This window comes from Streptomyces sp. NPDC008313, assembly GCF_042956125.1.
In the GTDB taxonomy this organism is placed as follows: Bacteria; Actinomycetota; Actinomycetes; order Streptomycetales; family Streptomycetaceae; genus Streptomyces.
This window is the reverse complement of sequence record NZ_JBIBFR010000001.1, coordinates 480,407-507,103: the sequence shown is the minus strand read 5'-3', so window position 1 is coordinate 507,103 and position 26,697 is coordinate 480,407. Positions and strand designations below refer to the sequence as shown.

Here is a 26,697-nt window from a genome sequence, read left to right as displayed (position 1 = left end):
GCGGGCCGGCCCCGGTCGAGGGCCGGGTCCCTGCGGCTACTGGTCGGCGGCCGCGGACGCCTGGGCCTCGCCGCGGCGGCGGATCTGACGGAACGTGAACTCGGCGAGGTCGTCACCCGTGGTGAAGACGTCCTTGTCCTTCTCCGTCACGTCCTTGCCGCTGGTGAACCCGGCGGTGGTGAAGTAGACGTACCGGCCGTAGGTGTTGGTGGTCGTGCGGCAGACGGCGGAACGGCAGAAGGGCTTGAGGCCGGAGCCGGACAGCGAGGTGATGATGCTCTTGGCGTCCGCCTCCTTCCTGGCCTTGGCCGCCTGGGCCCGGGTGTCGAAGACGGCGACTCCGACGGTGACCGCGACGCCGTCCTTGGAGTAGCTCACGCGCATCATCCGGGTGCAGTCGTTCTTAGTGAGGACCGCGGGAAGTGTGTGCTGGGCGGCCGAGGCGCAGTCCTTCGTGGAGGCCGTCGGGCCCTTGCGGTAGACGTGCTCGCCCATGGTCAGCTGGGAGCCGGGGAAGAGGATGTCCGGGCTGAGGGGGGCCGTGTCCTTCTTGGCGCTGGATATGAAGTCGTCCGGGTCCAGCGGGGGAGGGGCCGAGGTCGGCTCGAACGACGGGGCGGGCTCGGTGGTGTCGCTCGGGATGGCCGCGGTGGCGGGCAGGCCGCCCGTCGGGTTGTTCGAGGCCTGGCTGTCGCCGTTCGCGGACACGACGGCCACCGCGACGGCGGCGCCGACCGCGACCGTGGCGAGCGCGCCGCCGCCGATCATCAGCAGTCTGCGGCGCCGGTTGCGCGACTCGGACGCCTCGGCGAGTGCCGCCCAGTCAGGTGACTGGCTGCTCTGGTCGCCCCACTGCGGCTGCTGGGATCCCGGTTTCCAGGGATCCCACTGAGGCTCCCCCTGCCCATAACTCATGGGCCGCATCTTAGGGCCTCTCGCTTGGATCATGCCGGGCTCGCGGGTTCTGGCACCGCACCTCGCGGCGTTGTCGTCGGTCGCCAGGGCTCCGCCATGGCTCCCTCCTCCGCCTTGCGATGCACGGCACCAGACCCCGCTCCCTGATCCGGCCTGATCCAAGCGAAAGACCCTGGACATGACGAGCGGGGTGCCGGTCCCCGTCCCTGGGCGATCGAAGCCCTAGCGTGACCCCAATGCACATGGGCAAAAGTGACATTTCCGAATGCTCGGGCTGCTCAGGATGCTCGGACTGCCTCGACTCGCCGGGCTTCGGCGGGTGGCTGACGGGGCGTGCGCCCTGGTACGCGTGGGCGGTGGCGGGCGCCGTGCTGGCCGCGGCGGTGGTGAACGCGGCCCGGCGGACCCGGGCCGGCGGGATGGACAACGCGATCGTCGTCGAGGCCGCCCGGACCTGGCTGGAGGGCGGATCGCCCTACGACGACCCGCACTTCCTCTATCTGCCGAGTGCCGTACTGGCGGCCGTCCCGCAGGCGCTGCTGCCGCTGTCCGCGTCCCGGGCGCTGGTCCCGCTCGCCGTGGTCTGCCTGCTGGTGGCCGGGTGGGCGTGCGCGCTGCGCGTGCACGGTGTCGCCTGCCGCAGCCGGTTCGCCGTGCTCGGCATCACGGGGCTCGCGCTCGGCTTCGCGCCCTTCAAGCATCTGGTGCTGCTCGGCAACTGGACGGTGACGGCCGCGGCCGCCCTGCCCTTCGCGCTGCTGCTGGCGGCGCGCGGGCGGTGGACCGGCGCGGGCCTGGTGATCGGTGCCGCCGTCGCGGTGAAGCCGCTGCTCGCGCCGATGCTGCTGCTGTTCCTGTTCGCCCGGCGGTGGCGCGGCGCGGCCGCGGTGGTCCTGGTGCCCGCGCTGGCCTCCGGCTGCGCGGCGCTCCTGATGCCCGACCCGGCCGGCTTCTTCACCCGGACGCTGCCGTTCCTGCTGGGCGGCCACGACGACTTCGTACGGCTCTACGAGGCGTCCCTGGTGGCCGTGCTGCCGCGGCTGGGCGTGCCGCAGGCGGCGGCGACCGTGCTGGGCCTGGCCGCGGCGGCGGGCGGGGTGTGGGGCGCGTACCGGAGGTGGCGGGGGGCAGGCCCCGAGCCGCTGCGGCTGGTGGAGAGTGCCGTGCTGCTGATGCTCTCGGCGTTCCTGGTGTCCCGGCCCTCGTACGACCACTATCTGCTGGTGGTCGTGCCGCTGCTGCTGGCGGGCGTGCTGCTGCCGGGCTCGGCGGCCCGGCGGCCGGGGTTCTGGATCGCGCTGGTGCCGCAGGTGCCGGGGTTCACCTGGCCGTACGTGGAGGCGACGACACGGCGGGCGTTCAGGGACTCGTTCACGCTGTGCGCCCTGGTGGTGACCCTGGTGACGGCCGCCGTGGCGACGGGCCCGGGGCGCGGAGGTACCCTGGTGCCTGGCGGACGCCCCCGGGCGACCCCGCGTTTTGACCCATCCGGGCCAGCGCGGGTATTCTGCCAGTTCGTTATGTGTATTGGCTTGCTCATTCTCACGTGAGGGGCCCTTACACCGGTCCACCGGGCCGATGACCAGCGGCAGGACTCGGTTGCGTCACCGAGGTCCGCCAGGGCTGTCGTACATCGTCCGTGGTGGCCATGTCAGGACCCACTCACTGAAGAAGCGAAGGCTACGACCGTGCGTACGTACAGCCCCAAGCCCGGCGACATCACTCGCCAGTGGTTCGTCATCGACGCCCAGGATGTCGTCCTGGGCCGTCTGGCGACCACTGCCGCGAACATCCTGCGGGGCAAGCACAAGCCGATCTACGCGCCCCACGTCGACGCGGGTGACTTCGTCATCATCATCAACGCCGACAAGGTGCACCTCTCCGGCAACAAGAAGACCCAGAAGCTGGCGTACCGCCACTCCGGTTACCCGGGTGGTCTGCGCTCCGTCCGTTACGACGAGCTGCTGGCGAAGAACCCCGAGAAGGCCGTCGAGAAGGCCATCAAGGGCATGATCCCCAAGAACACCCTGGGCCGTCAGGTGCTCTCGAAGCTGAAGGTCTACTCGGGCGACCAGCACCCGCACGCTGCCCAGCAGCCGGTGCCGTTCGAGATCACCCAGGTCGCGCAGTAAGTCCGGCCACACCCCCTAAGACCGAAAAGAATCTGAGGAGAATCGTGGCCGAGACCACCGTTGAGCAGCCCCTCGAGGAAACTGCCGACATCGAGAGCTACACCACCGAGTCCGAGGTCCCCGTCGAGGGTGAGTACACCTCGGAGTCCATGGCGTCCCGCTTCGGCGACCCGCAGCCGGCCGCCGGCCTGGGCCGTCGCAAGAACGCCATCGCCCGCGTCCGGATCGTCCCGGGCACCGGCAAGTGGAAGATCAACGGGCGCACGCTCGAGGACTACTTCCCGAACAAGGTGCACCAGCAGGAAGTCAACGAGCCCTTCAAGGTGCTCGAGCTCGAAGGCCGCTACGACGTGATCGCCCGCATCTCGGGTGGCGGCGTCTCCGGTCAGGCCGGTGCCCTGCGCCTCGGCGTGGCCCGCGCGCTGAACGAGGCCGACGTGGACAACAACCGCGGCGCCCTGAAGAAGGCCGGCTTCCTCAAGCGTGACGACCGTGCGGTCGAGCGCAAGAAGGCCGGTCTCAAGAAGGCCCGTAAGGCTCCGCAGTACAGCAAGCGTTAATCTCGCTGCCTGCTTGTACATTCGAACGCCCCGGCGGCACGCTGAGTGCCGCCGGGGCGTTCGTCTATCACAGCCCATAGGCGTATAACGTCACAAGGCGCTCAAAGGCTTGAATGCTTGAATGATCGGATGCCTTTGAGAGGTAAGCCTCATCATTCGATCCAGGGCTTCCCAGGGGCTCCCCGGGAGCTTCGTCGAGGCTTCTTCGAGAAGTGCGAAAGTTCGGAGGACACCAGTGGGACGACTCTTCGGCACGGACGGCGTGCGCGGTGTCGCCAACGCGGATCTGACGGCGGAGCTCGCGCTCGGCCTCTCCGTCGCGGCGGCCCACGTACTGGCCGAGGCGGGCACGTTCGAGGGCCATCGGCCGGTAGCCGTGGTCGGGCGTGACCCGCGTGCGTCCGGGGAGTTCCTGGAGGCCGCCGTCGTGGCGGGCCTGGCCAGCGCGGGCGTGGACGTCCTGCGCGTCGGTGTGCTCCCCACACCGGCCGTGGCCCACCTCACCGGCGCGCTCGGTGCCGACCTCGGCGTGATGCTGTCGGCCAGCCACAACGCCATGCCGGACAACGGCATCAAGTTCTTCGCGCGCGGCGGCCACAAACTCGCCGACGAGCTGGAGGACCGGATCGAGTCCCTCTACGAGGAGCACCGCACCGGCGCTCCCTGGGACCGTCCGACCGGCTCCGGCGTCGGCCGCGTCACCGCGTACGAGGAGGGCTTCGACACGTACGTCACCCATCTGACCGGCGTCCTGCCCAACCGCCTCGACGGGCTCACCGTCGTCCTCGACGAGGCGCACGGCGCCGCAGCCCGGGTCTCGCCCGAGGCCTTCTCCCGGGCCGGCGCGCGGATCGTCACGATCGGCGCGGAGCCGGACGGGCTCAACATCAACGACGGCTGCGGCTCCACCCACCTGGAGAAGCTGCAGGCCGCCGTCCTCGAACACGGCGCCGACCTCGGCATCGCGCACGACGGCGACGCCGACCGCTGCCTCGCCGTGGACCACACGGGCGCCGAGGTGGACGGCGACCAGATCCTGGCCGTGCTCGCGCTGGCGATGCGGGAGCGGTCCGCGCTGCGCTCCGACACCGTCGTCGCGACCGTCATGTCCAACCTCGGCTTCAAGCTGGCCATGGAGCGCGAAGGGCTCTCGCTCGTCCAGACCGCGGTCGGCGACCGCTACGTGCTGGAGGAGATGAAGCGGCACGACTACGCGCTCGGCGGCGAGCAGTCCGGCCACGTGATCATCCTCGACCACGCCACCACCGGCGACGGCACACTCACCGGCCTGCTGCTCGCGGCCCGCGTCGCCGAGACCGGCCGTACGCTGCGCGACCTCGCCTCCGTCATGGAGCGGCTGCCGCAGGTGCTCATCAACGTCCCCGACGTGGACCGGACCCGGGTGAAGACCTCCGCCGAGCTCGCGGCCGCCGTCACCGACGCGGAGCGCGAACTCGGCTCCACCGGACGCGTACTGCTGCGCCCCTCGGGCACCGAGCCGCTGGTGCGGGTCATGGTCGAGGCCGCCGACATCGACCAGGCGCGTTCCGTCGCCGGGCGGCTCGCCGACGTGGTGAAGTCCGCCCTCGGATAAGCGGTTCCCTCTCCTCGCCGGGCCCGGTGCACCACCGCCGGGCCCGGCTTTCCGCGTCAAGGCGCCCTGGGGCCGCGGGTGTTCGCGGCGGAGACCGGACGCGCCTGCCACGTGACGCCGTCGGCGCCGGGTGCCGGCGCGGCTCTCGGCCGGTGTCCACAGGGGGAGTTCGGCGGGACGGCCGCCGACACGCCCACCACCGGGCGATCAGGGACGATCGTGGACCAATGGGGGATCGTGGACAATCCGGTACCGTCCCTTCCCTCAGGGGTCCACATGCGCTCTGACGTCGACATCGCCCAGGACACGCCCGCTTCAGCGCCTGGCCGAAGGCCCCCGGCACCAGTCCGGGTGGAGGAGCGCGAGCTGGTCTTCGAGGGCTTCCGGTACCAGTGCCGTGTGGTCCGCCAAGACCAGCCCCGTACCGTGCCGTTGCTGGTGCTGGGCGGCTCCTCGCAGAACCGGTACGCCTGGGTGCGGCACGAGAAGTGGCTCGCCCCCCTGTTCACGGTGGTCACCGTGGACCTCCCGGGGTACGGGACGGCGGACTTCCTCCCCGCGCGCCACGGCCTGGACTTCCTCGCGGCCAACGTCCGTCACCTGCTGACCGAGCTGGAGATGCCGGAGGTCAACCTCCTCGGCACCTGCTTCGGCGGCGCCATCGCCCTGCGCTTCGCGCAGCACCACCCCGAGCACCTGGCCGCGCTCGCCCTGGTCGGCATGACGAGGGAGATCCCCGACGACTACGCCGACGCCGTGCCGCGGTGGACGAGGATGCTGGAGCGCGACGCGCACGCGGAGATCGCCACCGAGCTGGTCCAGCGGTTCATGTCCCCGCCCGGCACCGGCCAGGTCCGCAAGCACGAGGTCGTCTCCCGGCTGCTTTACGCGCAGTTCATGCAGCAGTCCCCCGAGGAGCTGCGGATGTCGGTGGAGCACAACGCGCGGCTGCTGAGCCACGACTGGTACCGGGACGAGCCGGTGCCCTCGGTGCCGTCGCTGGTCTTCACCGGTGAGCACGACACGCTCTGCACCCCCGCCATGGGCCGCGAGGTGGCCTCCCTGCTCCCGGCGGCGACGTTCACGACCGTCAAGGAGGCCGACCACCTGGCCCCTGTGGAGCGGATGGCGGAGTTCTCCGAGCTGATCGCCCGCTTCTTCACCGGGCAGCCGCTGACCGGTCTCGCGTACTGCAACGCGCTGGAGCGGCTGGGCACCGGGGTGGGGCGGCGCGGCGTCCAGGGGCCGGACGCGGAGGCGCCGGTGCCGGTGTGAGACCGCGGCGCCCGCGCGGGGCGCGCAGAAGCGGATGGCCGGATCCGGGGTACCCGGGTCCGGCCATCCGCTTTCGGCGTCCCACGACGTCCGACAGGGCTCCTAGGGGGCGCTGTTGGAGCACTGCGCCGTGTTGCCCACCTGCGTGGACTGCGTCCCCTGCAGGCCGGCGCCGATCTGAGGCCGCTCCAGGCGGTTCTTCGAGACCGTCTCGCAGTCCCACACCTGGTGGACGTGGACGGTGCCGTCCTCGCTCGTGTAGGCGTTCTCGCCCTTGTTCACGCAGGTGATGTTGCCCTTGGCGTCGCTCGTGCACTCGCCCGCGGACGCCTGGGCGTGGGCGGCGCCGGCACAGGTCATGGCGATGCCGCCGATGACCCACGAGACGACTGCGATCTTCTTCCGACTGGTCATGTGGTGCGGTCCTTCATGATCGATGCCCGGACGGGTACGCCGTGGACGGCAGTGCGGCCGGGCCGGGGAGAGGGACGAGGAACGGGCCCCGGCGCCGGCCGTGTGGCGCGGATACCGGAGCCCGTCCTCAGGGGGTCACTGCAGAACTGCGGACGCTCAGAAAGCGTCGTTGGAGCAGCTCACGCTCGAGCCCTGGTCGGTGACCTGGGCGCCGGGGTTGCCCTCGCCGCCCAGGGCGTTGCCCAGCACGCCGTTCAGCAGGCCGACCTCGCCGAGGACGTCGACGTTCAGGTCGTGCGAGCGGCAGGCGTTGGCCTGCGTGACGTCGACGTCCGGGCCCTCGTGGGCGGAAGCGGTGCCCGCACCCATGAAGCCGACGCTGCTGAGCATGGCGACGACGACAGCCGCCTTGTGGATCTTGCGCATGGTTTCTCCGGTCTGGTTTGTGTGGAATCACTTCTGTCGCAGTCCGTAGTTGACCGACTGCTCACAGTTACGGAGATTAGCGGAGATCGATCGCCGTCGCGCGAGGCGCGCGCTGCGGGGGCGGCCATCCGGCGCAATCGCCGAGAGGGTGCGAAGTCCCTTGGGGGGCAGGGCTGATGGGCTTCGGGCGGGTGGATCGGCCCGCTGCGGACAACCCGTTCGGACGTCCGGCGCCCGAGTGGCCGCACGGAGTGGCGGGATGCGGGCCGTGACCGCGGGGCGGGGCGGGTGCGGGCACGCGAACGGGCCCGGATGCGATGCTCGTGGCATCGGCACCCGGGCCCGTTCTCAGTGTTCTACCGAACCGCTCGCGCTCAGAAGGCGCTGTTGGAGCAGCTCACGCTCGAACCCTGGTGGGTGGCCTGCGCACCCGGGTTGCCTTCGCCGCCCAGGAGGTTGCCCGCCAGGCCGTTCAGGATGCCGACCTCACCCAGGATGTCGATGTTGAGGTCGTGCGAGCGGCACTGGTTGGCCTGCGAGACACCGATGTCCCCGCCGTCGTTGGCGGACGCGGTGCCGGCGCCGATGAAGCCGACGCTGCCGAGCATGGCGGCCACGACGGCCACCTTCTGGATCTTGCGCATTGTTTCTCCGGTTTGTTGGTGCGGAATCACGCGCGAAGCGGTCAGTAGTGGACTGACTGCTCACAGTGATGGACATTAGCGGAGATCGTCCGTCATCGCGTGAGGCGCGCGCTGGGGTGGAGGGCCATCCGGCTGAACCGGTGCGAGGGGTGCGGGGCCTCGCGTGCAAGGGGCGACGGGCTCGTGCGGGCTCGGGGTCCGGTCGCGGACCACTCGATCGAATGCGGGGCAAAAGGGGCGGGCTCTTCGGAAGGCAGTCTTCCGAAGAGCCCGCGTGTGCCGTGTCCGGCGGTGTGCGCTCCTACTCGTTGAAGGCGGGGTTGACCTGGTTGCAGGTGTCGCCCTTGGTGTCGGCGTTGGCGAGCAGGGCGATCGGGATGTTGGCCTCGATCACCGTCTGCGGGCTGCACTCCTGGTACGGGCGGTAGATGTTGTTCTGCTCCTCCGGCGCGCTGCGGGGCGCGGCGGCGGGCGCGGCCTGCGGGGCGGCCATCTGCGGCGCCGGGGCGGCCATCTGCGGAGCCGGCTGGGGCGCGGCCTGCGGGGCCGGGGCCACCATCTGCGGGGCGGGCTGCGGTTGGGCCACCATCTGGCTCTGGCCGTACTGCTGGGGAGCCGGCGCCTGCGGCTGCGCGGCCATCTGGGGCTGCGCGGCCATCTGCGGCTGGGTGGCCACCGGGGCGCCGGGGGTGTCGGCGGCGCTGACACCGGCGCCGAGGGTGACCAGGCTGCCGACCGCGGCGGCCGTGACGACGGCGATCTGCTGAAGCTTGTGCATGGGGATGTGGGGCCCTTCGCTCGCGTGCACAGGGGTGGTTACTCATAGTGAATAAACGAACGCGCGCCGTAGCGGTCACGAGCGGAGGGCAGGGCCATTCGGGTGTAATGGAGGAGGTCAGAGTTTGCGCAGGCTCAGTCGCTGCACTTTGTGGTCCGCGTCCTTGCGCACGACGAGGGTCGCCCGGCCGCGGGTCGGGGCCACGTTCTCCAGCAGGTTCGGCCGGTTGATGGTGCGCCAGGTCGTGCGCGCGTAGTCGAGGGCCTCCTCCTCGGAGACCTGGGTGTACTTGCGGAAGTACGAGGACGGGTTCTGGAACGCGGTCTCGCGCAGCTTGCGGAAGCGGTTCAGGTACCAGCCCTCGATGTCCTCGGCGCGGGCGTCCACGTACACGCTGAAGTCGAAGTAGTCGGCGAGTCCGACGCGGGTGCGGCCGTCCTTGCCGGGCAGGGCGGGCTGCAGCACGTTCAGACCCTCGACGATCAGGATGTCGGGGCGGCGGACGACGAGCTTCCGGTCGGGCACGATGTCGTAGATGAGGTGCGAGTAGACGGGCGCGGTGACCTCGCCCTTGCCCGCCTTGATGTCGGCGACGAACCGGGTCAGCGCCCGGCGGTCGTACGACTCCGGGAAGCCCTTGCGGGAGACCAGGCCGCGCTCCCTCAGCTCGCGCATCGGCAGCAGGAACCCGTCGGTGGTGACCAGTTCGACCCGGGGGTGCTCGGGCCAGCGGGCCAGCAGCGCCTGGAGGAGCCGGGCCACCGTCGACTTGCCGACGGCGACGGAGCCGGCGACGCCTATGACGAACGGGGTGCCGGACTGCGAACCCTTCTCGCCGAGGAAGGTGTTCAGCGCGCCCCGCAGGCGGTCGGTGGCGCCGACGTAGAGATTGAGCAGTCTGGACAGCGGCAGATAGATGTCCCGCACCTCGTCGAGGTCGATGACGTCGCCCAGGCCGCGCAGCTTCTCGACCTCCTCGGCGGTCAGGGGGAGCGGCGTCTTGTCGCGCAGCGCGCTCCACTCGGTGCGGGTGAGGTCGACGTAGGGAGTTGCCTCCGGCCTGGACCGGTGGGCGCTCCGCGGCAACGAGGAGACCGGAGAGATCACAGTCCATTGTTACGGGGATTCGGCCCGCGTGGCGGGTGGGGTCCGTCACGCCGGGCTGTCGCGGACATGGCGCAGATCTGTTCGTCGTCACGCTCGCGCGGTGCTTCCTGTGCGCCGGGTATGGACCGGCACCCCCATCGGGGATACGTTCCCGGGATCCGGGAGCGAGCCGCCTGCCCGGACCCGACGGGGGGTTGGGATGACGATCGCCGTGCACTTGCGCCCCTTCGGCCGCCGCAGACCGGCCCAGGCCCCTTCCGACCTCGCCGGCCGGATCTGCAGCGAACTCGCGGCCGACCTGCCGGACGAGGACGTGGGGGAGGACCTCGACGACTGCCTCGCCCTGTACGAGATGGGCAGCAAGCCGCGGTGCGAGGAGGCCGAGTACCTCGGGATGGTGCAGGACGCCATCGACCGGATCGCGCGCGGACAGCGGCCCCAGCGATCGGCCGGTCGGGCGCGTGACCCCGGCGGGCGGCGGGGCAGCCCTTAGGCTGCCGCCATGTGCGGAATCGTGGGATACGTGGGGCCGCAGTCGGCGCTGGACGTCGTGATGGCCGGGCTGAAGCGGCTGGAGTACCGGGGATACGACTCGGCGGGCGTCGCCGTCCAGGCGGACGGGGGGCTGGCCGCCGCGAAGCGGGCCGGCAAGCTCGTGAACCTGGAGAAGGAACTGCACGAGCGGCCGCTGCCGGCCGGTTCGACCGCCGTCGGACACACGCGGTGGGCCACCCACGGCGGCCCCACCGACGCCAACGCGCACCCCCACCTCGACAACGCCGGGCGGGTCGCCGTCGTCCACAACGGCATCATCGAGAACTTCGCCGCGCTGCGGGAGGAGCTGTCCGAGCGGGGCCACGACCTCGCCTCCGACACGGACACCGAGGTCGTCGCGCATCTGCTCGCCGAGGAGTTCTCCGTCTGCGCGGACCTGGCCGAGGCGATGCGGCTGGTGTGCAGGCGCCTGGAGGGCGCGTTCACGCTGGTCGCGGTGCACGCCGACGAGCCGGACCGGGTGGTGGGCGCGCGCCGCAACTCACCGCTCGTGGTCGGCGTAGGGGAGGGCGAGGCCTTCCTCGCCTCGGACGTCGCCGCGTTCATCGCCCACACCCGCTCGGCGATCGAGCTGGGCCAGGACCAGGTGGTGGAGCTGCGCCGGGACGGGGTGAGCGTCACCGGCTTCGACGGGCTCCCCGCCGACGTGCGCACGTACCACGTCGACTGGGACGCCTCGGCCGCGGAGAAGGGCGGCTACGACTACTTCATGCTCAAGGAGATCGCCGAGCAGCCCAAGGCCGTCGCCGACACCCTGCTCGGCAGGATCGACGCCGCCGGTTCGCTGAGGCTCGACGAGGTGCGCATCGCGGCGTCCGAACTGCGCGAGACCGACAAGGTCGTGATCGTCGCCTGCGGTACGGCCTTCCACGCCGGGATGATCGCCAAGTACGCCATCGAGCACTGGACGCGGATCCCGTGCGAGGTCGAGCTGGCGAGCGAGTTCCGCTACCGGGACCCGATCCTCGGCCCGCGCTCCCTGGTCATCGCGATCTCGCAGTCCGGCGAGACCATGGACACGCTGATGGCGCTGCGGCACGCCCGCGAGCAGGGCTCCAAGGTGCTGGCGATCTGCAACACCAACGGCTCCACGATCCCGCGCGAGTCGGACGCGGTGCTCTACACGCACGCCGGGCCGGAGGTCGCCGTCGCGTCCACCAAGGCGTTCCTGACCCAGCTCGTCGCCTGCTATCTGGTGGCCCTGTACCTGGGCCAGGTGCGCGGCACCAAGTGGGCCGACGAGATCCGCGCCGTCGTACGGGACCTGGCGAAGGTCTCCGGGGCGGTCGAGCGGGTCCTGGAGACGATGGAACCGGTCCGGGAGCTGGCGCGCTCGCTCGCCGGCAAGAACACGGTGCTGTTCCTCGGCCGGCACGTCGGCTACCCGGTCGCCCTGGAGGGCGCGCTGAAGCTGAAGGAACTCGCCTACATGCACGCCGAGGGCTTCGCGGCGGGCGAGCTGAAGCACGGGCCGATCGCGCTGATCGACGACGACCTGCCGGTCGTCGTGGTCGTGCCCTCCCCGCGCGGCCGGTCCGTCCTGCACGACAAGATCGTGTCCAACATCCAGGAAATCCGGGCCCGGGGCGCGCGCACGATCGTCATCGCCGAGGACGGCGACGAGGCGGTCGTCCCGTACGCCGACCACCTGATCCGCATCCCGGCCACGCCCACGCTGCTCCAGCCGCTGGTGGCCACGGTCCCGCTCCAGGTCTTCGCCTGCGAGCTGGCGACGGCCCGCGGCAACGAGGTCGACCAGCCGCGGAACCTGGCGAAGTCTGTGACGGTGGAGTGAGCGGCCCTCGCGGGCGGGGGCCGGTGCGCGAGGGCGGCACGGCCCGGACGGAGGCCCTGGCTAGGGTGCGGGCATGAGCATCATCGGGGTAGGCATCGACGTGGCCGAGATCGAGCGGTTCGCCGCCTCGCTGGAGCGGACGCCCGCGCTGGCCTCGCGCCTCTTCCTCGACAGCGAGCTGCTGCTGCCGAACGGCGAGCGGCGCGGCATCGCGTCGCTCGCCGCGCGTTTCGCGGCGAAGGAGGCCCTCGCCAAGGCGCTGGGCGCCCCGGCGGGCCTGTACTGGACCGACGCGGAGATCTACGTCGAGGACAGCGGCCGCCCCCGGCTGCGCGTGCGCGGCACGGTCGCCGCGCGCGCCGCCGACCTGGGCGTCCGCTCCTGGCACGTCTCCCTGAGCCACGACGCCGGGGTGGCGTCGGCCGTGGTGGTGGCGGAGGGGTGAGGGGCCTCGGGCGGCGCTGAGGGCCGAACGGCGCGCGGCGGACCTCGCCGGCCGGGGCCGGGGCGCGGGTGTGGGGCGCCGGGGCCGGGGAGACACTCGGGATATGCGTACTGCGTACTGCGTGGAGACCGTACGGGCCGCCGAGCGTGAACTGATGGCGGGACTGCCCGAGGGGGCGCTGATGGCGCGTGCCGCCGCCGGACTGGCGGCGGCCTGCGCGGGGTTGCTTGGCCGGGTGTACGGAAGCCGGGTCGTGCTGCTGGTCGGCAGCGGCGACAACGGCGGGGACGCCCTGTACGCCGGAGCCGCCCTCGCCCGCCGTGGCGCGGGCGTCACGGCACTGCTGCTCACCCCGGACCGCGCCCACCCCGGCGGCCTCGCCGCCCTGCGGAGAGCGGGCGGGACCGCGGCCGGAGCCGGCGAGGGCGGCGGGCTGCCCGAGCGGGCCGGGGAACTGGTGGGGCGGGCCGACCTCGTCGTGGACGGGATCGTCGGGATCGGGGGGAAGGGGGGACTGCGCGGCGACGCCGTGCCGTTGGCCGAGGCGGTGGCCCGGTCCCGTGCCGCCGTGGCCGCCGTCGACCTGCCGAGCGGCGTCGACGCGGACACCGGCGAGGTCCGCGGCACCGCGATCCGCGCCGACCTCACCGTCACCTTCGGCACCCACAAGCCGGGCCTGCTCGTCGACCCCGCGCGCGAGTACGCCGGGTCGGTGCGGCTCGTCGGCATCGGGCTGAGCCTGCCCGGCACACCCGCGCTGGAGGCCCTGCAGCACGCCGACGTCGCCGCCCTGCTGCCGTCCCCCGCGGCCGAGAGCGACAAGTACCGGCGCGGTGTCGTCGGTATCGCCGCCGGATCCGCCCGCTACCCCGGCGCGGCCGTCCTCGCCGTGTCCGGCGCGCTGCGCGGCGGCGCCGGTGCCGTGCGGTACGTCGGGCCCGCCGGGGACGCCGTCCTCGCCCGCTTCCCGGAGACGCTGGTATCCGACCAGGGCCCCGCCCGCGCGGGGCGCGTCCAGGCGTGGGTCGTGGGGCCCGGCGCCGGGGACGACGCCAAGACCGTCGCCGAGGTCCTCGCGGCCGACGTGCCCGTCCTCGTCGACGCGGACGGGCTGCGCCTCGCCGACCGCGACGCCGTACGCGCCCGTACGGCGCCCACCCTCATGACCCCGCACGCGGGTGAGGCCGCCGCGCTGCTCGGCACGGCCCGCGAGGAGGTCGAGGCGGCGCGGCTCGACGCCGTCCGCGAACTGGCCGCGCGCTACGGGGCGACCGTCCTGCTCAAGGGCTCCACCACGCTGGTGGCGGCCGACGGCGGCGGCGCCGTGCGCGTCAACCCCACCGGCACCCCCTGGCTCGCCACCGCGGGCAGCGGCGACGTGCTCTCCGGGCTGGCCGGTTCGCTGCTCGCCGCCGGACTGTCCGCCCTCGACGCGGGCAGCGCGGGCGCCTACCTGCACGGCCTCGCGGGCCGCTTCGCGGCCGACGGGGCACCGGTGGGCGCGCACGACGTGGCCGCCCTGATCCCGGCGGCGTGGCGGGACGTCGGAGCCTGACCGACGAACCGCCGTGCGCCGTACGGTCCTGACCCCGCGCCCCGTCCGGAGCGTGCCCCGCCCCGGCCTACCGCACCGTGAACGTCGGCGAGGTGCCCGTGATCGGGGTGACCGTGCCCAGGAGGTTCCTCGCGTCGCCGTGGTACACGATCCGGTAGACGCCGGAGGGCGTGCCCCGGGGGATGTCCCAGGTGATGGTGATCCTGGAGGCGGCGACGCCGTCCCGCTCCCAGTGGAACTTCGTCGCCCAGTCGCCGTCGTCCGCGACCCGCTGCCAGGCGCCGGTGCCGTCGGTGGCCCTGCGCTGGATCTCCAGGTAGGTCTCGCCGCGGTGGAGGTCGTTGCCGGGGTGGGCGCCCGCGAAGGCGACGACTGCCTGGTCACCGGCGCTGTAGGTGCCCAGCGGCTTGACCAGCACGTCCCCGAAGGACTTGAAGGAGGGCGGCGCGTCCAGCACCACCCCCGGCTGCAGGGAGAGGACCTTGCCGGACAGGTCCGGTGCCTCGGGGCCGAGCGGCGGGTGCGTGCCGTCCCGCAGCGCGGTCGCCAGGCCCGCCGCGGTCTGCTGCAGCGCCGGGAGCTGCCAGCGGCCGAAGAGGGTGCTGCCGCCCTCGTACTGCTGCGCGTCGTACTCCTCGGGCGTCGTCAGGTAGTGGAAGTAGGAGTTGGCGTACCCGGCGACCAGCACGTCGTCGAGGTCCGCGCCGACGATCCCGGCGACCGTGCGCCGCAGCCGCAGTCCCGCGCAGATGGTGACCTCGCCCGGGATGCCGATGAGGTACAGCGAGCCGATGCGCACCAGCATCACCGGCACCTGCTCCTGCACCCAGGGGTAGATCCGGTTCATCTCCCCGATGGGCACGAAGATGTCCTTCGGTGCCTGGGCCTCCTTCAGCTCCGGGGAGGCCTTGTAGATGACGGAGTCGGAGACGGCGTCCCAGAAGGGGTTCTCGCCCTCCTCGAAGCCGGGGAAGGCCGGCCCGTCCTCCACGCTTCCTGCGGCCATGGAGGCGCCGATGCACGGCTTGGAGGTCTTGTGGGTCTTCCCGTCGCCGGTGAACTCGGGCCGGACCGTGACGTCGGAGAGGTCGATGTAGACCAGCCGGGAGTCCACCGGCCCGGACAGCCGTGCGCCCTCCTGGTCCAGTTGCGCGGCGGCGGCCTCGAACTGCTTGAGCCCGCTCGCGTGGGTGTGGCCGAAGTCCCCGGGGGTGGTGGGCGGCTTCAGGTCGAGGTTGGGGGACATGTCGCCGCTGTTGGTCTGGGCGAACGCGGAGACGAAGGAGGGGGAGCCGTCGGCCAGGTAGTCGACGCCGTGGACCTCGCGCTCCCAGTGGTAGGCGGCGAAGCCCTTGTTGTCGGCGCTGATCAGCCGGTTGTCGCCGGACATGCTCGTGCCGTGCACCGGGAACCAGTTGACGGCGCCGACCGCCCGGCCCGCCCGCTCGATCCGCAGAAGGGTGGTGTGCGGGTCCACGGCGTCCGGGAAGTGGTCGCGGTCGGCCCGTGGGTTGCGCTCGAACGCGACCCGGGAGCGGTTGGCGCTCGCGCCGGTCAGCGTCCCGTGGCTGAGGACCAGTTCGGACGGCGCCAGGTCGTCGTGGGCGCGCCGGGCGGCCTCGAAGAGACCGTCGGCCACGGCCTCGAAGGTCTTGCGGTGGAAGCCGAAGGTGGTCGCGTTGTAGAGCAGGTGGTGCGAGTAGCCGCCGGGGCCGGCGTGCGTGTGCGTGGCGGTGATCAGCACGTTCTGCTCGGTGTAGAGGTCGCCGTACCGGTCGGCGAGCCGCCGCAGCACGGCCTGGTGCACGCTCTCGAAGATCATCGGTGAGTCCGCGACGATCAGCAGCACGCGCCGGCCGCTGCCCCGGTCCACCACGACGAAGCCGCGGGCCCGCAGCCGGGTGTGCAGCCCGGCGGCCTGCTGGTCGAAGCGGCCGTAGCCCATCATGCCGACCTCGGCCACCTCGCCGGTGGCGTCGGCGACGCCCCGGCCGACGAGATAGCCGGAGCCGCCGTCCGCGGACGGCGTGCCGGTGGCGGCCGCCGCGGCGCGGACGGCCGGCGGGGCGACCGCCAGCCCCAGGCCGGTGAGGGCTCCCGCCCTCAGGACGGTGCGCCGACTGCGAACGGGGGGTTCCGCGGACATCTGCAGCTCCTCGACAGGGGTGGGGGGTGACGAACGCGCAGTGCTCCAGTCGAACTTGAATAAAATTCAGGTTCGGTGCAGCGCCATTGCTACACCGCCCGCCGAGGCCGTCGCAAGGGTTCTGCACCGCCGACGGCCGACGGGGAGCACGGCCGGCCGGCTACCGCGGGCCCCGCCGACGGGTGCCGTGGTCCCCGCCGACGGACGCCGGGGCCCCGCCGCCCGGCGCCTCTGGCCCCGTCGGACGGCGTCCGTGGCAGCGGTCACGGCCGGTCCGGGTGCCGCGGCTCTCTGAGACACTGAGGGCGCGATGAACGAGACAGCACCCCTGCGCGCCCGCGCCGAGATCGACCTGGCCGCCCTGCGCGCCAACGTACGGACCCTGCGCGCCCACGCGCCCGGCGCGGCCCTGATGGCCGTGGTCAAGTCCGAGGCGTACGGCCACGGGGCTGTTCCGTGCGCCCGCGCGGCTCTCGAGGCGGGCGCGACCTGGCTCGGCTGTGCCACGCCCGAGGAGGCCCTGGCCCTGCGCGCGGCGGGTCTGCCGGGCCGCGTCATGTGCTGGCTGTGGGTCCCCGGCGGTCCGTGGCGGGAGGCCGTCGAGGCCGGTATCGACGTGGGGATCAGCGGACTGTGGGCGCTGCGGGAGGCCGTCCGGGGTGCCCGGGAGGCGGGTCGCCCGGCCCGGGTGCAGCTGAAGGCGGACACCGGCCTCGGCCGCAACGGCTGCCAGCCCGCCGACTGGGCCGAGCTGGTCGGTGAGGCCCTGCGCGCCGAGCGGGAGGGCCTGGTCCGGGTGACCGGCCTCTGGTCGCACTTCGCCTGCGCCGACGAGCCGGGCCACCCCTCGATCGAGGCGCAGCTGGCCCGCTTCCGCGAGATGGTGGCGTACGCGGAGCAGCGGGGCGTGCGCCCGGAGGTGCGGCACATCGCCAACTCGCCAGCCACGCTGACCCTGCCCGGGAGCCACTTCGACCTCGTCCGTACGGGCATCGCGATGTACGGCATCTCGCCGAGCCCGGAGATCGGCACCCCGGCGGACCTCGGACTGCGCCCGGTGATGACACTGAGCGCGTCCCTCGCCCTGGTGAAGCACGTCCCCGGCGGCCACGGCGTCAGCTACGGGCACCACTACGTCACCCCCGGCGACACGACCCTCGGCCTGATTCCGGTCGGTTACGCGGACGGCATCCCGCGCCACGCCTCCGGCACCGGCCCGGTGCTGGTCGGCGGCAAGCTGCGCACGGCCGCCGGCCGGATCGCCATGGACCAGTTCGTCGTCGACCTCGGCGGGGACGAGCCCCCGGCCGGCGCCGAGGCGGTCCTGTTCGGACCCGGCGACCGGGGGGAGCCGACCGCCGAGGACTGGGCCCGGGCGACGGGCACGATCGCGTACGAGATCGTCACCCGCATCGGAACCCGCGTGCCCCGCGTGCACGTCGACACGAGTGACACCGGCGACGGCACGGGTAACAGCGGGTAGCCGGGGCACCGTGGGCACAGGAGTAGGCACAGGCGCAGGGCAGGCCCGGAGGGCCGGGATCCGGTGAGGAGGAGCCGTACGTGAGCGAGAGCAGCGCGGACGCCGTGGAGGCCGTCGCGGACGCGGCGGCCGCCGTCGTCTCGGCCGCCTCCCCGGGCAACTGGCGCAGGGCCGGTCTCGCGGGCGCGACGATAGGCGTGGTCGCCGCGGGCGCCGCCGCCGGTGTCGCGCTGGAGCGGCTCACCGTCGGCCGGGGCATGCGGCGCAGGGCCCGGCTCGCCCTCGACGCGACCGGTCCGTACGGAGCGCTGCGGGGCACCCCCGGCAAGGCGTACGCGGCCGACGGCACCGAGCTGTACTACGAGGTCGACGAGGTCGAGGCGGACGCCAAGCTCGCCACGCGCCGCCGCCGGCTGTTCGGCCGCAAGGCGCCCGCCCCGGTCACCGTCGTCTTCAGCCACGGCTACTGCCTCAGCCAGGACTCCTGGCACTTCCAGCGGGCCGCGCTGCGGGGCGTCGTCCGCACGGTCCACTGGGACCAGCGCAGTCACGGCCGCTCCGGGCGGGGCGTGGACCAGCTGCGCGAGGGCACGCCGGTCTCCATCGACGAGCTGGGCAGCGATCTGAAGGCGGTCATCGACGCGGCGGTGCCCGAGGGTCCCGTCGTGCTGGTCGGCCACTCCATGGGCGGCATGACGGTCATGGCCCTCGCCGACGCGTATCCGGAGCTGATCCGCGACCGGGTCGTCGGTGTCGCTCTCGTCGGTACGTCCTCGGGGCGGCTCGGCGAGGTCAACTTCGGGTTGCCCGTCGCCGGGGTCAACGCGGTGCGGCGGGTGCTCCCCGGTGTGCTGAACGCGCTCGGCCGGCGGGCGGAGCTGGTGGAGCGGGGGCGGCGGGCGACGGCCGATCTGTTCGCGGGGGTCGTCAAGCGGTACTCGTTCGCGTCGAGGGACGTCGATCCCGCGATCGAGCGATTCGCCGAGCGGATGATCGAGGGGACGCCGATCGACGTGGTCGCCGAGTTCTACCCGGCGTTCACCGAGCACGACAAGACCGAGGCACTGGGCCGCTTCGTGGGGCTGCCGGTGCTCGTCCTGGCCGGGGTCAAGGACCTGGTGACGCCCAGCGAGCACAGCGAGGCGATCGCCGGCCTGCTGCCGGACGCGGAACTGGTGCTCGTACCGGACGCCGGGCACCTGGTGATGCTGGAGCACCCCGAGGTGGTCACGGACCGTCTCGCCGACCTCCTCACCCGGGTCGGCGCGGTCCCGGCAGGCACTACCGTGGGTGGCTATGGAAGCACCAGCAGCACCGCGCGACCCGGCTGAGCCGACCGGACCCACCGGGGCCACCGAGGCGACCGGAACCACCGGAGTGACAGGGCCGGCCGCCGGGGACAGCGCACAGATCACCGTCGACTCGCCCGAGCGGATGCGGGAGCTGGGCCTCCGGCTGGCCGGGCTGCTGCGCGCCGGCGACCTCGTGATGCTCAACGGCGAGCTCGGCGCCGGCAAGACGACGCTCACGCGCGGCCTAGGCGAGGGCCTGGGCGTGCGCGGGGCGGTCACGTCACCGACGTTCGTCATCGCCCGCGTGCACCCGTCCCTCGGCCAGGGGCCGCCCCTGGTCCACGTGGACGCGTACCGCCTCGGCGGCGGGCTGGACGAGATGGAGGACCTCGACCTCGACGTCTCGCTGCCCGACTCGGTCGTCGTCGTCGAGTGGGGCGAGGGCAAGGTCGAGGACCTGACCGACGACCGGCTGCACGTGGTCATCCACCGCGCGGTCGGCGACACGACGGACGAGGTCCGCCACGTCACGCTGACCGGGCACGGCGACCGCTGGACTGCGGCGGACCTGGGCGCGCTGGACCGCTGACGGTTCCGGTGCCGTGGGCACGCCGGGCCGCTGACGGTTCCGGTGCGGTGAACGTTCCGACAAGTCGTCGGCAACGTGTTGCTTTCGGTGCGCCGGGCGTGGTCACATGGATGCCAGCTCGTAGTTAGGTCTACCTAACCACGCTTGCCCCCGCGGCCCCAGGAGGCGTCCATGCCGGCTTCAGAACGAGACGAGGCGCCGCGGCGCGTGGTGTCCGGAGTGCCGATGCGGGAGCTTCTGGCGTCGTGCGCGGCGGCCGCCGCCCTCTCCACGCCCCCGCCCCCGCCGGGCGTCGAGCGCACGGCGGCCGGCCGGCCGGGCCCCGGGACCCCCCGGACCGCGGCGGCGCCCACGGCACGGCAGCGCCGCGAGGCCGCGTGAACAACCCCGCGGCTCAGGTCAATACGCCTAGCCGGTGACGACGACCTTCTTGCCGATCGTGGCGAAGCCCCACATCGCGGCGCCGTTCTTGCGGGACTCGCGGATGCCGCCCAGCTTCTTCGTCGAGTCCGGCGGCGGGGTGGAGCCGTCGACCGCGGCGCTGAAGCCGATGGAGACGCCGTCGGTGGTGGCGAAGCGGACCACGTGCTCGACCGGGTTGCCGTCGGAGCCGGTGACGGAGTTGGAGCGGGAGGTCACCGTGTACGAGGCGGGGGCGGGGTCGACCGTGCCCGGCGTCACCTTGAACGTGCGGTCCACCGCGCCGTCCGCGCCGACCAGCCAGACGCGGTCGGCGGACAGCGAGTAGACGACCCGCTCACCGCTGCCCGACCCGTCGGGCAGCGCCTTCGGGCCGGCCTTCCCCTTGTCCTTGGGAGCCTTCGGCGCCACGGTGCTCCCGGACGACGGGGCGTGCGGCTTGCCGAGGTCGTCGGGCGCGCTGGCCGACGCCTGGTAGGCGAGGAAGCCGACTGCGGCGACGGCCGCCGCGGTGAGCCCGGCCACGATTCCCGAGCTGCTCCTAGCCACCTTGTGTGTCCACCTTTCGTGCCCATTTCCGCGGACCCCGTGAGGTCGCGGAACCTCTGCTCCGTGACCGTAGCAGCCGCCGTCGTACCGCCCGGGGCGGCCGTGCCCCGGGCGCGGGAGCCGTAGGCTGTTCGCGTGCTCTTGCTCGCTCTGGATACCGCCACCCCCGCCGTCACCGTCGCCCTGCACGACGGCACGTCCGTCGTCGCCGAGTCGAGCCAGGTGGACGCGCGCCGGCACGGGGAACTGCTGCTGCCCGCCGTCGACCGGGTGCTCGCCGAGGCCGGCACCCGCCTCGACGCCGTCACCGGCGTCGTCGTCGGCGTCGGCCCCGGCCCGTACACCGGGCTGCGCGTCGGCCTGATGACCGCCGACACCTTCGGTCTCGCCCTCGGGGTGCCCGTGCACGGCCTGTGCACCCTCGACGGCCTCGCCCACGCCTCGGGTCTCGACGAACCCTTCGTCGTCGCCACGGACGCGCGGCGCAAGGAGGTCTACTGGGCGCGCTACGACAACGCCCGTACGCGCGTCACCGAACCCGCCGTGGACCGCCCGGCCGAACTGCCCGCCGACGTCACCGCCCTGCCGGCCGTCGGCGCCGGCGCGCTGCTCTACCCCGGCACCTTCCGCGACGCCCGCGACCCCGAGCACGTCTCGGCGGGCGCGCTGGCCTCCCTGGCCGCCGAGCGCCTCGCCGCCGGCGAGGAACTGCCCGCGCCCCGGCCGCTCTACCTGCGCAGGCCCGACGCGCAGGTCCCGAAGAACTACAAGGTGGTCACCCCCAAGTGACGGAGCCCCCGACCGATCCCGCGGCGCCCCCGGCCGAGCCCGTGCTGCGCGAGATGCGCTGGTGGGACATCGATCCCGTACTGGAGCTGGAGAAGGACCTCTTCCCCGAGGACGCCTGGTCCCGGGGGATGTTCTGGTCCGAGCTCGCCCACGCCCGCGGCCCCGAGGCGACCCGCCGGTACGTCGTCGCCGAGTCCCCCGGGCACCGGATCGTCGCCTACGGCGGCCTCGCCGCCGCCGGTGACATCGGCGACGTGCAGACCATCGCCGTCGCCCGCGGCCAGTGGGGAACCGGGCTCGGCGCGCGGCTGCTGACGGAGCTGCTGCGCGCGGCGACCGCGTTCGAGTGCGCCGAGGTGATGCTCGAGTGCCGGGTCGACAACGTCCGCGCCCAGAAGCTGTACGAGCGCTTCGGCTTCGAGCCCATCGGCTTCCGCCGCGGCTACTACCAGCCGGGGAACATCGACGCCCTGGTGATGCGCCTCCAAGACCCCTCCGCCTCCGTACAAGGAACCGAGATCCATGGCTGACTCCCGCGACGAGCCTCTCGTACTGGGCATCGAGACCTCCTGCGACGAGACCGGTGTCGGCATCGTCCGGGGCACCACCCTGCTCGCGGACGCGATCGCGTCCAGCGTCGACGAGCACGCCCGCTTCGGCGGTGTCGTCCCGGAGGTCGCCAGCCGCGCCCACCTGGAGGCGATGGTCCCCACCATCGAGCGTGCCCTCAAGGAGGCCGGGGTCAGCGCCCGCGACCTCGACGGGATCGCCGTGACCGCCGGTCCCGGGCTCGCGGGGGCGCTCCTCGTCGGTGTCTCGGCCGCGAAGGCGTACGCGTACGCCCTCGGCAAGCCGCTGTACGGCGTCAACCATCTGGCCTCGCACATCTGTGTGGACCAGCTGGAGCACGGCGCGCTGCCCGAGCCGACGATGGCGCTGCTCGTCTCCGGCGGCCACTCCTCGCTGCTGCTGTCGACGGACATCACCTCCGACGTGCGGCCGATGGGCGCGACCATCGACGACGCGGCCGGCGAGGCCTTCGACAAGGTGGCCCGCGTGCTGAACCTCGGCTTCCCCGGCGGCCCGGTCATCGACCGGTACGCGAAGGAGGGCGACCCGAACGCGATCGCGTTCCCGCGCGGGCTCACCGGGCCGCGCGACGCCGCGTACGACTTCTCCTTCTCGGGGCTGAAGACCGCCGTCGCCCGCTGGATCGAGGCCAGGCGCGCGGCCGGCGAGGACGTACCGGTCCGGGACGTCTCCGCGTCCTTCCAGGAGGCGGTGGTGGACGTGCTGACCCGCAAGGCGGTCCGCGCCTGCAAGGACGAGGGCGTCGACCATCTGATGATCGGCGGCGGTGTGGCCGCCAACTCCCGGCTGCGCGCGCTCGCCCTGGAGCGGTGCGAGGCCGCCGGGATCCGGCTGCGGGTGCCGCGCCCCAAGCTGTGCACGGACAACGGCGCGATGGTCGCCGCGCTCGGCGCGGAGATGGTGTCCCGGGGCCGCGCCGCCTCCGACTGGGACCTGTCGGCGGACTCCTCGCTGCCGGTCACGGACCCGCACGTGCCGGGCACGGCGCACGCGCACGGCCACGGCCACGACCACGTGCACGAGGTCAGCAAGGAGAACCTCTACTCGTGACCGTCGCGCTGATGTGGGAGGCCCGCGCCGTCGCCGGACGGGGCGGGGACCTGCTCGACTGGGTGCGTGCGCAGGAGCTGCCGGGGCGGCCCCTGCGCCGGGAGGTCCTGCGCGCGCCGCAGGACCGGGTCCTGGTGATCACCTGGTGGGACGCGGCGTACGACGCCGAGCTGCCCGAGCTCCCCGAGCCGGACGGGGAGCTGGTGACGCGGGCCGTGCACCGCTGGCGTTTCGAGTCGGTCTCCGGCTGACCGGACGCCTTGGGGCCCCTCGTCCGGACCGGGCCGGGCTCGCGGGGCCCGATCCGGACGGAAGACCCCGGGTCAGTCCGCCGGCGCCACCTCGGTGACCTCGGCCGCGCAGAGCAGCTCGCGGTCCGTGCCCACGCTCCGCTCCGGGCCGGTGAGCGTCAGCCGGGTCGTGTGCAGCGTCCGCGCGCTGGAGTAGCCCAGCCGCAGTTCCAGGGCGCCCGGCTCGACGACGCGGTGTCCGGCGCGGCCGGTGAACGCGGAGAGGTCACCGTGGAAGCGGAAGCTGACACGCCGTGCCTGGCCGGGGGCGAGTTCGAGCCGCTGGTAGCCGATCAGCCGGACGTCGGGCCGGGTCACCTGGGCGACCGGGTCGTGCAGGTAGAGCTGGACCACCTCGGCGCCCTCACGCGTGCCGGTGTTGCGGACGGTGACAGCGATGTCGTGCGTGCCGTCCGTGGCCGTCTCGGCCTCGGACGCGGTGAAGTCGTCCCAGACGAACGTCGTGTACGACTCGCCGTGCCCGAAGGGGTACAGCGGGGTCGGGTCCAGATTGCTGACCTCGCCGACCAGGCCCAGCGGCGGCTGGAGGTACGTCCACGGCTGGCCGCCCGGCTCGCGGGGAACGCTCACGGGCAGCCGGCCCGACGGGTTGACCCGGCCGCTGAGCACGCCGGAGACGGCCGGGCCGCCCTCCTCGCCGGGGAAGAACGCCTGCACGGTGGCCGCGAGGCGGCCGTCCCAGCGGCCGAGCGCGTACGGGCGGCCGGTGAGCAGCACGAGGACGACGGGTGTGCCGGTCGCGGTCAGCGCGTCGAGGAGCTCCGCCTGGACGCCGGGCAGGCTCAGGTCGGCGGCGTCGCAGCCCTCGCCGGAGGAGCCGCGGCCGAAGAGGCCGGCGCGGTCGCCGAGGACGGCGACGCAGACGTCCGCCTCGGTGGCGCGGGCCACGGCCTCGGCGAAGCCGGAGGTGTCGTCGCCGGTGGTGTCGCAGCCCTCGGCGTGGGTGAGCTTCGCGTCGGGGAGTTCCGTGCGCAGGGACTCCCACAGGGTGGGGATCTCGATGCCGACGGGGTGGTCGGGGTGGTTCGGGCCGACGTGCGAGGGAAACGAGTAGCAGCCGAGCATGGCCAGGGGGTCGTGGGAGCGGGGACCCACGACGGCGATTCTCGTGTCCGGGGCGAGGGGGAGCGCGCCGGTGGGGTTGGCCAGCAGGACGACGGACGCCTCCGCGATACGGCGGGCGAGGTCGCGGTTGCCCCGCGAGTCCAGGTCGATGGTCTCGGCGGCCGGGGAGGCCGCGCCGTCCAGCAGGCCCAGTTCGCACTTCTGGATCAGGACCCGGCGGGCCGCCGTGTCCACCAGGGACTCGGGTATCCCCCCGGCCCGGACGGCCGAGGTCAGCGCTTCTCCGTAGCACCGCAGCGTCGGGAGCTCGACGTCGATGCCGGCCGCGAGGGCGGCGTGGGCCGCGCCGGCGGGGCTGTCGGCGACCTTGTGGAGGGTTTCCAGGAAGCCGATGCCGAAGTAGTCGGAGACGACCGTGCCGGTGAAGCCCCACCGGTCGCGCAGGAGTCCGGTCAGCAGGGCCGGGTCGGCCGACGCGGGGACGCCGTCGGTCTCGTTGTACGCGGCCATCACCGAGCGGGCGCCGCCCTCGCGCAGGGCCAGCTCGAACGGGGGCAGGGTCACGTCGGCGAACTCGCGCACGCCCGCGCGCACGGGCGCCAGGTTGCGGGCGCCCGCCGAGGACGCGTACCCGGCGAAGTGCTTGAGGGTGGCGATGATCCCGGCGGACTCCAGGCCCCGCACGTACGCCGTGCCGATCGTGCCGACCAGGTACGGGTCCTCGCCGATGGTCTCCTCGACGCGGCCCCAGCGCAGATCGCGTACGACGTCGAGGACCGGGGCGAGACCCTGGTGGACGCCGACGGAGGCGAGGTCGTGGCCGATGCGGCGGGCCATCTCCTCGACGAGTGACGGGTCGAAGGTTGCGCCCCAGGCGAGGGGCACCGGGTACGCGGTGGCGCCCCAGGCGGTGAAGCCCGCGAGGCACTCCTCGTGGGCGATGGCCGGGATGCCGAAGCGGCTCGACTCGGCGATCTGCTGCTGGGCGCGGGCCAGGGCCATCGCGCCGAGCGCCGGCTCCACCGGGGCGGTGCCGAAGGAGCGGGTGATCTGGCCGAGACCGCGGGTGATCACCTCGTCCCAGGCATGGGTCTCCGTCATGTCGTGCTGGTGGGGGGCGACGCCGCCGCCGTCGGTGGCGGCGCCCACCCAGATGCCGTACAGCTGGGCCGTCTTCTCCTCCAGGGTCATCCGGCCGAGGAGGTCCTCGACGCGGACGTCGGCGGGCAGGGACGTGTCGCGCCAGGGGGTGGTGCTCATGGGACTCCTGTCGTGTTCGGGGGGCACGGTGGTCGTGCGCGGGTGGCGCGGGTTCACTTGCCGCCGACGCCCATCAGTCCGCCGACGAGGGCGCGCCGGGCGACCAGGTAGACGGCGAAGATGGGGATGCCGGAGAGGACGACCGAGGCGAGCAGGGCGGGGATGTTGACGCCGAACTGGCTCACGTAGTTGAAGAGTCCGAGGGTGAGGACACGGGGTCCGTCGGACTGGGTGAAGATCAGCGGGAAGAGGAAGCCGTTCCAGGCCTGCAGCGCCGCGTAGATGGTGACGGTGCTGATGCCGCCCTTGGCCATCGGGATGGTCAGCTTGAACATCATCCGCAGCGGGGAGGCGCCGTCCAGGGCCATCGCCTCGTACAGCTCCTCCGAGACGTCCCGCAGGGTGCCGACGAGGATCAGCACGGAGACCGGCATCGCGAAGGCGGCGGTCGGCAGGATGACGGCGAGCAGGCTGTCGTACAGGTCGAGTTTCGAGATCAGCAGATAGAGCGGGACGACGACGGCCTGGGCCGGGATCGCGACGCCGAGCAGGAACATCCGGAAGGCCAGCCCCGACCAGCGGTTGCGGGCGCGTACGGCGACGTAGGCGAGGGGCAGCGCCAGAACCAGGACGATCGCGACGACGGCGGCCGCGACGATCGACGTGTTGGCGAGCAGATGCCCGAAGCCGCTGTGCAGCACGGTGTTGTAGTTGTCGAGGGTCGGGTCCGTGGGCGGCCGCAGCGGGTTGGCGGTGAGCGCCTTGTCCTGGGTGGTGAGCGAGGCCGACAGCATCGCGTACACCGGGACGATGACGACGAGCAGCCACAGGAACGAGGCGATGCCCGCGACCGGGTTGGCGCGCCGGGACCAGTGCCGGCGGGGGCGGGGGGCCGGGGGGCCCGGCCGCTGGCCGGTCTTCACCGGACGCGACCGCAGTGTGGCGTGTGACACTCCG

At 73.0% G+C, this 26,697-nt stretch carries 27 protein-coding genes; 17 read left to right on the top strand and 10 right to left on the bottom strand.

Annotation, left to right across the window (positions count from 1 at the left end; translation table 11 throughout):
* Positions 1-36 precede the first annotated feature (36 nt).
* Positions 37-915, bottom strand: a complete 879-nt coding sequence (locus ACFY93_RS02285) for a hypothetical protein (protein ID WP_391352827.1) — start codon at positions 913-915, stop codon at positions 37-39.
* A gap of 236 nt (positions 916-1,151) precedes the next feature.
* Between ACFY93_RS02285 and ACFY93_RS02280 the strand changes: the two genes are divergently transcribed.
* The 5 genes from ACFY93_RS02280 to ACFY93_RS02260 all read left to right on the top strand — a co-directional run bounded on the left by ACFY93_RS02280 (position 1,152) and on the right by ACFY93_RS02260 (position 6,476).
* Positions 1,152-2,465 carry a glycosyltransferase 87 family protein gene (locus tag ACFY93_RS02280; protein WP_391352826.1) on the top strand — a complete coding sequence of 438 codons (1,314 nt, stop codon included), beginning with the start codon at positions 1,152-1,154 and terminating at the stop codon, positions 2,463-2,465.
* Positions 2,466-2,603: 138 nt separating this feature from the next.
* Positions 2,604-3,047 (top strand): 50S ribosomal protein L13, encoded by a 444-nt coding sequence (gene rplM / locus ACFY93_RS02275; RefSeq protein WP_391352825.1) that lies wholly within the window; start codon positions 2,604-2,606, stop codon positions 3,045-3,047.
* 44 nt (positions 3,048-3,091) lie between these two features.
* Positions 3,092-3,607 carry a 30S ribosomal protein S9 gene (rpsI, locus tag ACFY93_RS02270; RefSeq protein WP_391352824.1) on the top strand — a complete coding sequence of 172 codons (516 nt, stop codon included), beginning with the start codon at positions 3,092-3,094 and terminating at the stop codon, positions 3,605-3,607.
* Between the two features lie 235 nt (positions 3,608-3,842).
* Complete coding sequence (gene glmM, locus ACFY93_RS02265) at positions 3,843-5,201, top strand: phosphoglucosamine mutase (protein WP_391352823.1); 1,359 nt, start codon at positions 3,843-3,845, stop codon at positions 5,199-5,201.
* 276 nt (positions 5,202-5,477) lie between these two features.
* The gene (locus ACFY93_RS02260) at positions 5,478-6,476 is read left to right on the top strand and encodes an alpha/beta fold hydrolase (RefSeq protein ID WP_391352822.1); all 999 of its coding nucleotides are present in this window, start codon (positions 5,478-5,480) and stop codon (positions 6,474-6,476) included.
* Positions 6,477-6,578: 102 nt separating this feature from the next.
* On the opposite strand, the gene ACFY93_RS02255 is transcribed toward ACFY93_RS02260, so the two are convergent.
* The 5 genes from ACFY93_RS02255 to coaA form a co-directional block, all read right to left on the bottom strand.
* Positions 6,579-6,890, bottom strand: coding sequence for a hypothetical protein (locus tag ACFY93_RS02255; protein ID WP_391352820.1), 312 nt, complete (start codon positions 6,888-6,890; stop codon positions 6,579-6,581).
* A 156-nt stretch (positions 6,891-7,046) separates the two neighbouring features.
* Complete coding sequence (locus ACFY93_RS02250) at positions 7,047-7,316, bottom strand: hypothetical protein (RefSeq protein WP_391352818.1); 270 nt, start codon at positions 7,314-7,316, stop codon at positions 7,047-7,049.
* Between the two features lie 374 nt (positions 7,317-7,690).
* Entirely contained in the window at positions 7,691-7,960 is a 270-nt protein-coding gene (locus ACFY93_RS02245) for a hypothetical protein (protein WP_391352816.1), read from the bottom strand.
* Positions 7,961-8,261: 301 nt separating this feature from the next.
* A complete protein-coding gene (locus ACFY93_RS02240) occupies positions 8,262-8,738 on the bottom strand; it encodes a hypothetical protein (RefSeq protein ID WP_391352814.1) in 477 nt (158 codons plus the stop codon).
* 117 nt (positions 8,739-8,855) lie between these two features.
* Complete coding sequence (coaA, locus tag ACFY93_RS02235; protein ID WP_391352813.1) at positions 8,856-9,845, bottom strand: type I pantothenate kinase; 990 nt, start codon at positions 9,843-9,845, stop codon at positions 8,856-8,858.
* Positions 9,846-10,044: 199 nt separating this feature from the next.
* Here coaA and ACFY93_RS02230 point away from each other — a divergent pair, with 199 nt between their 5' ends.
* From ACFY93_RS02230 to ACFY93_RS02215, 4 genes are all read left to right on the top strand, one after another.
* Complete coding sequence (locus ACFY93_RS02230) at positions 10,045-10,338, top strand: hypothetical protein (RefSeq protein WP_391352812.1); 294 nt, start codon at positions 10,045-10,047, stop codon at positions 10,336-10,338.
* A gap of 9 nt (positions 10,339-10,347) precedes the next feature.
* A complete protein-coding gene (gene glmS / locus ACFY93_RS02225; RefSeq protein WP_391352810.1) occupies positions 10,348-12,195 on the top strand; it encodes a glutamine--fructose-6-phosphate transaminase (isomerizing) in 1,848 nt (615 codons plus the stop codon).
* Between the two features lie 73 nt (positions 12,196-12,268).
* Complete coding sequence (locus tag ACFY93_RS02220; RefSeq protein WP_391352809.1) at positions 12,269-12,640, top strand: holo-ACP synthase; 372 nt, start codon at positions 12,269-12,271, stop codon at positions 12,638-12,640.
* 103 nt (positions 12,641-12,743) lie between these two features.
* Entirely contained in the window at positions 12,744-14,195 is a 1,452-nt protein-coding gene (locus tag ACFY93_RS02215) for an NAD(P)H-hydrate dehydratase (protein WP_391352808.1), read from the top strand.
* A gap of 67 nt (positions 14,196-14,262) precedes the next feature.
* Here the strand turns inward: ACFY93_RS02215 and ACFY93_RS02210 are convergent, their stop codons facing one another.
* Positions 14,263-16,341, bottom strand: coding sequence for a neutral/alkaline non-lysosomal ceramidase N-terminal domain-containing protein (locus ACFY93_RS02210; protein WP_391352806.1), 2,079 nt, complete (start codon positions 16,339-16,341; stop codon positions 14,263-14,265).
* A 310-nt stretch (positions 16,342-16,651) separates the two neighbouring features.
* Here ACFY93_RS02210 and alr point away from each other — a divergent pair, with 310 nt between their 5' ends.
* The 4 genes from alr to ACFY93_RS02190 all read left to right on the top strand — a co-directional run bounded on the left by alr (position 16,652) and on the right by ACFY93_RS02190 (position 20,086).
* A complete protein-coding gene (gene alr, locus ACFY93_RS02205; protein ID WP_391352805.1) occupies positions 16,652-17,824 on the top strand; it encodes an alanine racemase in 1,173 nt (390 codons plus the stop codon).
* Between the two features lie 80 nt (positions 17,825-17,904).
* Complete coding sequence (locus ACFY93_RS02200; protein WP_391352804.1) at positions 17,905-19,155, top strand: alpha/beta fold hydrolase; 1,251 nt, start codon at positions 17,905-17,907, stop codon at positions 19,153-19,155.
* Complete coding sequence (gene tsaE / locus ACFY93_RS02195; RefSeq protein WP_391352803.1) at positions 19,121-19,705, top strand: tRNA (adenosine(37)-N6)-threonylcarbamoyltransferase complex ATPase subunit type 1 TsaE; 585 nt, start codon at positions 19,121-19,123, stop codon at positions 19,703-19,705. The genes ACFY93_RS02200 and tsaE overlap by 35 nt, the downstream gene beginning before the upstream one ends.
* A 171-nt stretch (positions 19,706-19,876) precedes the next feature.
* Positions 19,877-20,086, top strand: coding sequence for a hypothetical protein (locus tag ACFY93_RS02190; RefSeq protein ID WP_391352802.1), 210 nt, complete (start codon positions 19,877-19,879; stop codon positions 20,084-20,086).
* A 27-nt stretch (positions 20,087-20,113) separates the two neighbouring features.
* Here ACFY93_RS02190 and ACFY93_RS02185 read toward each other — a convergent pair whose 3' ends face one another.
* Positions 20,114-20,674 (bottom strand): hypothetical protein, encoded by a 561-nt coding sequence (locus ACFY93_RS02185; RefSeq protein ID WP_391352800.1) that lies wholly within the window; start codon positions 20,672-20,674, stop codon positions 20,114-20,116.
* A 135-nt stretch (positions 20,675-20,809) separates the two neighbouring features.
* On the opposite strand from ACFY93_RS02185, the gene tsaB reads away from it, so the two are divergent.
* From tsaB to ACFY93_RS02165, 4 genes are read left to right on the top strand one after another with little or no spacing between them, the layout of a single operon-like run.
* The gene (gene tsaB / locus ACFY93_RS02180; RefSeq protein ID WP_391352798.1) at positions 20,810-21,463 is read left to right on the top strand and encodes a tRNA (adenosine(37)-N6)-threonylcarbamoyltransferase complex dimerization subunit type 1 TsaB; all 654 of its coding nucleotides are present in this window, start codon (positions 20,810-20,812) and stop codon (positions 21,461-21,463) included.
* 53 nt (positions 21,464-21,516) lie between these two features.
* Positions 21,517-21,993, top strand: coding sequence for a ribosomal protein S18-alanine N-acetyltransferase (gene rimI, locus ACFY93_RS02175; RefSeq protein ID WP_391352971.1), 477 nt, complete (start codon positions 21,517-21,519; stop codon positions 21,991-21,993).
* A complete protein-coding gene (gene tsaD, locus ACFY93_RS02170; RefSeq protein WP_391352796.1) occupies positions 21,986-23,104 on the top strand; it encodes a tRNA (adenosine(37)-N6)-threonylcarbamoyltransferase complex transferase subunit TsaD in 1,119 nt (372 codons plus the stop codon). Before rimI ends, tsaD begins: the two co-directional genes overlap by 8 nt.
* Positions 23,101-23,355 carry a hypothetical protein gene (locus ACFY93_RS02165; RefSeq protein WP_391352794.1) on the top strand — a complete coding sequence of 85 codons (255 nt, stop codon included), beginning with the start codon at positions 23,101-23,103 and terminating at the stop codon, positions 23,353-23,355. Before tsaD ends, ACFY93_RS02165 begins: the two co-directional genes overlap by 4 nt.
* Positions 23,356-23,427: 72 nt before the next feature.
* Here ACFY93_RS02165 and ACFY93_RS02160 read toward each other — a convergent pair whose 3' ends face one another.
* Together ACFY93_RS02160 and ACFY93_RS02155 are read right to left on the bottom strand one after the other, a co-directional pair.
* Positions 23,428-25,740, bottom strand: coding sequence for a glycoside hydrolase family 3 N-terminal domain-containing protein (locus ACFY93_RS02160; RefSeq protein WP_391352792.1), 2,313 nt, complete (start codon positions 25,738-25,740; stop codon positions 23,428-23,430).
* Between the two features lie 53 nt (positions 25,741-25,793).
* Positions 25,794-26,678 carry an ABC transporter permease subunit gene (locus ACFY93_RS02155; protein ID WP_391352969.1) on the bottom strand — a complete coding sequence of 295 codons (885 nt, stop codon included), beginning with the start codon at positions 26,676-26,678 and terminating at the stop codon, positions 25,794-25,796.
* Between the last annotated feature and the right edge of the window lie 19 nt (positions 26,679-26,697).

Excerpts from the sequence above, each read along its gene's own strand:
- ACFY93_RS02285 (WP_391352827.1), bottom strand. The coding sequence starts at position 915 with ATGAGTTATGGGCAGGGGGAGCCTCAGTGGGATCCCTGGAAACCGGGA.
- ACFY93_RS02280 (WP_391352826.1), top strand. The coding sequence starts at position 1,152 with ATGCACATGGGCAAAAGTGACATTTCCGAATGCTCGGGCTGCTCAGGA.
- ACFY93_RS02260 (WP_391352822.1), top strand. The coding sequence starts at position 5,478 with ATGCGCTCTGACGTCGACATCGCCCAGGACACGCCCGCTTCAGCGCCT.
- ACFY93_RS02255 (WP_391352820.1), bottom strand. The coding sequence starts at position 6,890 with ATGACCAGTCGGAAGAAGATCGCAGTCGTCTCGTGGGTCATCGGCGGC.
- ACFY93_RS02250 (WP_391352818.1), bottom strand. The coding sequence starts at position 7,316 with ATGCGCAAGATCCACAAGGCGGCTGTCGTCGTCGCCATGCTCAGCAGC.
- ACFY93_RS02245 (WP_391352816.1), bottom strand. The coding sequence starts at position 7,960 with ATGCGCAAGATCCAGAAGGTGGCCGTCGTGGCCGCCATGCTCGGCAGC.
- ACFY93_RS02240 (WP_391352814.1), bottom strand. The coding sequence starts at position 8,738 with ATGCACAAGCTTCAGCAGATCGCCGTCGTCACGGCCGCCGCGGTCGGC.
- ACFY93_RS02230 (WP_391352812.1), top strand. The coding sequence starts at position 10,045 with ATGACGATCGCCGTGCACTTGCGCCCCTTCGGCCGCCGCAGACCGGCC.
- glmS (WP_391352810.1), top strand. The coding sequence starts at position 10,348 with ATGTGCGGAATCGTGGGATACGTGGGGCCGCAGTCGGCGCTGGACGTC.
- ACFY93_RS02220 (WP_391352809.1), top strand. The coding sequence starts at position 12,269 with ATGAGCATCATCGGGGTAGGCATCGACGTGGCCGAGATCGAGCGGTTC.
- ACFY93_RS02215 (WP_391352808.1), top strand. The coding sequence starts at position 12,744 with ATGCGTACTGCGTACTGCGTGGAGACCGTACGGGCCGCCGAGCGTGAA.
- ACFY93_RS02210 (WP_391352806.1), bottom strand. The coding sequence starts at position 16,341 with ATGTCCGCGGAACCCCCCGTTCGCAGTCGGCGCACCGTCCTGAGGGCG.
- alr (WP_391352805.1), top strand. The coding sequence starts at position 16,652 with ATGAACGAGACAGCACCCCTGCGCGCCCGCGCCGAGATCGACCTGGCC.
- tsaE (WP_391352803.1), top strand. The coding sequence starts at position 19,121 with ATGGAAGCACCAGCAGCACCGCGCGACCCGGCTGAGCCGACCGGACCC.
- ACFY93_RS02190 (WP_391352802.1), top strand. The coding sequence starts at position 19,877 with ATGCCGGCTTCAGAACGAGACGAGGCGCCGCGGCGCGTGGTGTCCGGA.
- rimI (WP_391352971.1), top strand. The coding sequence starts at position 21,517 with ATGCGCTGGTGGGACATCGATCCCGTACTGGAGCTGGAGAAGGACCTC.
- tsaD (WP_391352796.1), top strand. The coding sequence starts at position 21,986 with ATGGCTGACTCCCGCGACGAGCCTCTCGTACTGGGCATCGAGACCTCC.
- ACFY93_RS02160 (WP_391352792.1), bottom strand. The coding sequence starts at position 25,740 with ATGAGCACCACCCCCTGGCGCGACACGTCCCTGCCCGCCGACGTCCGC.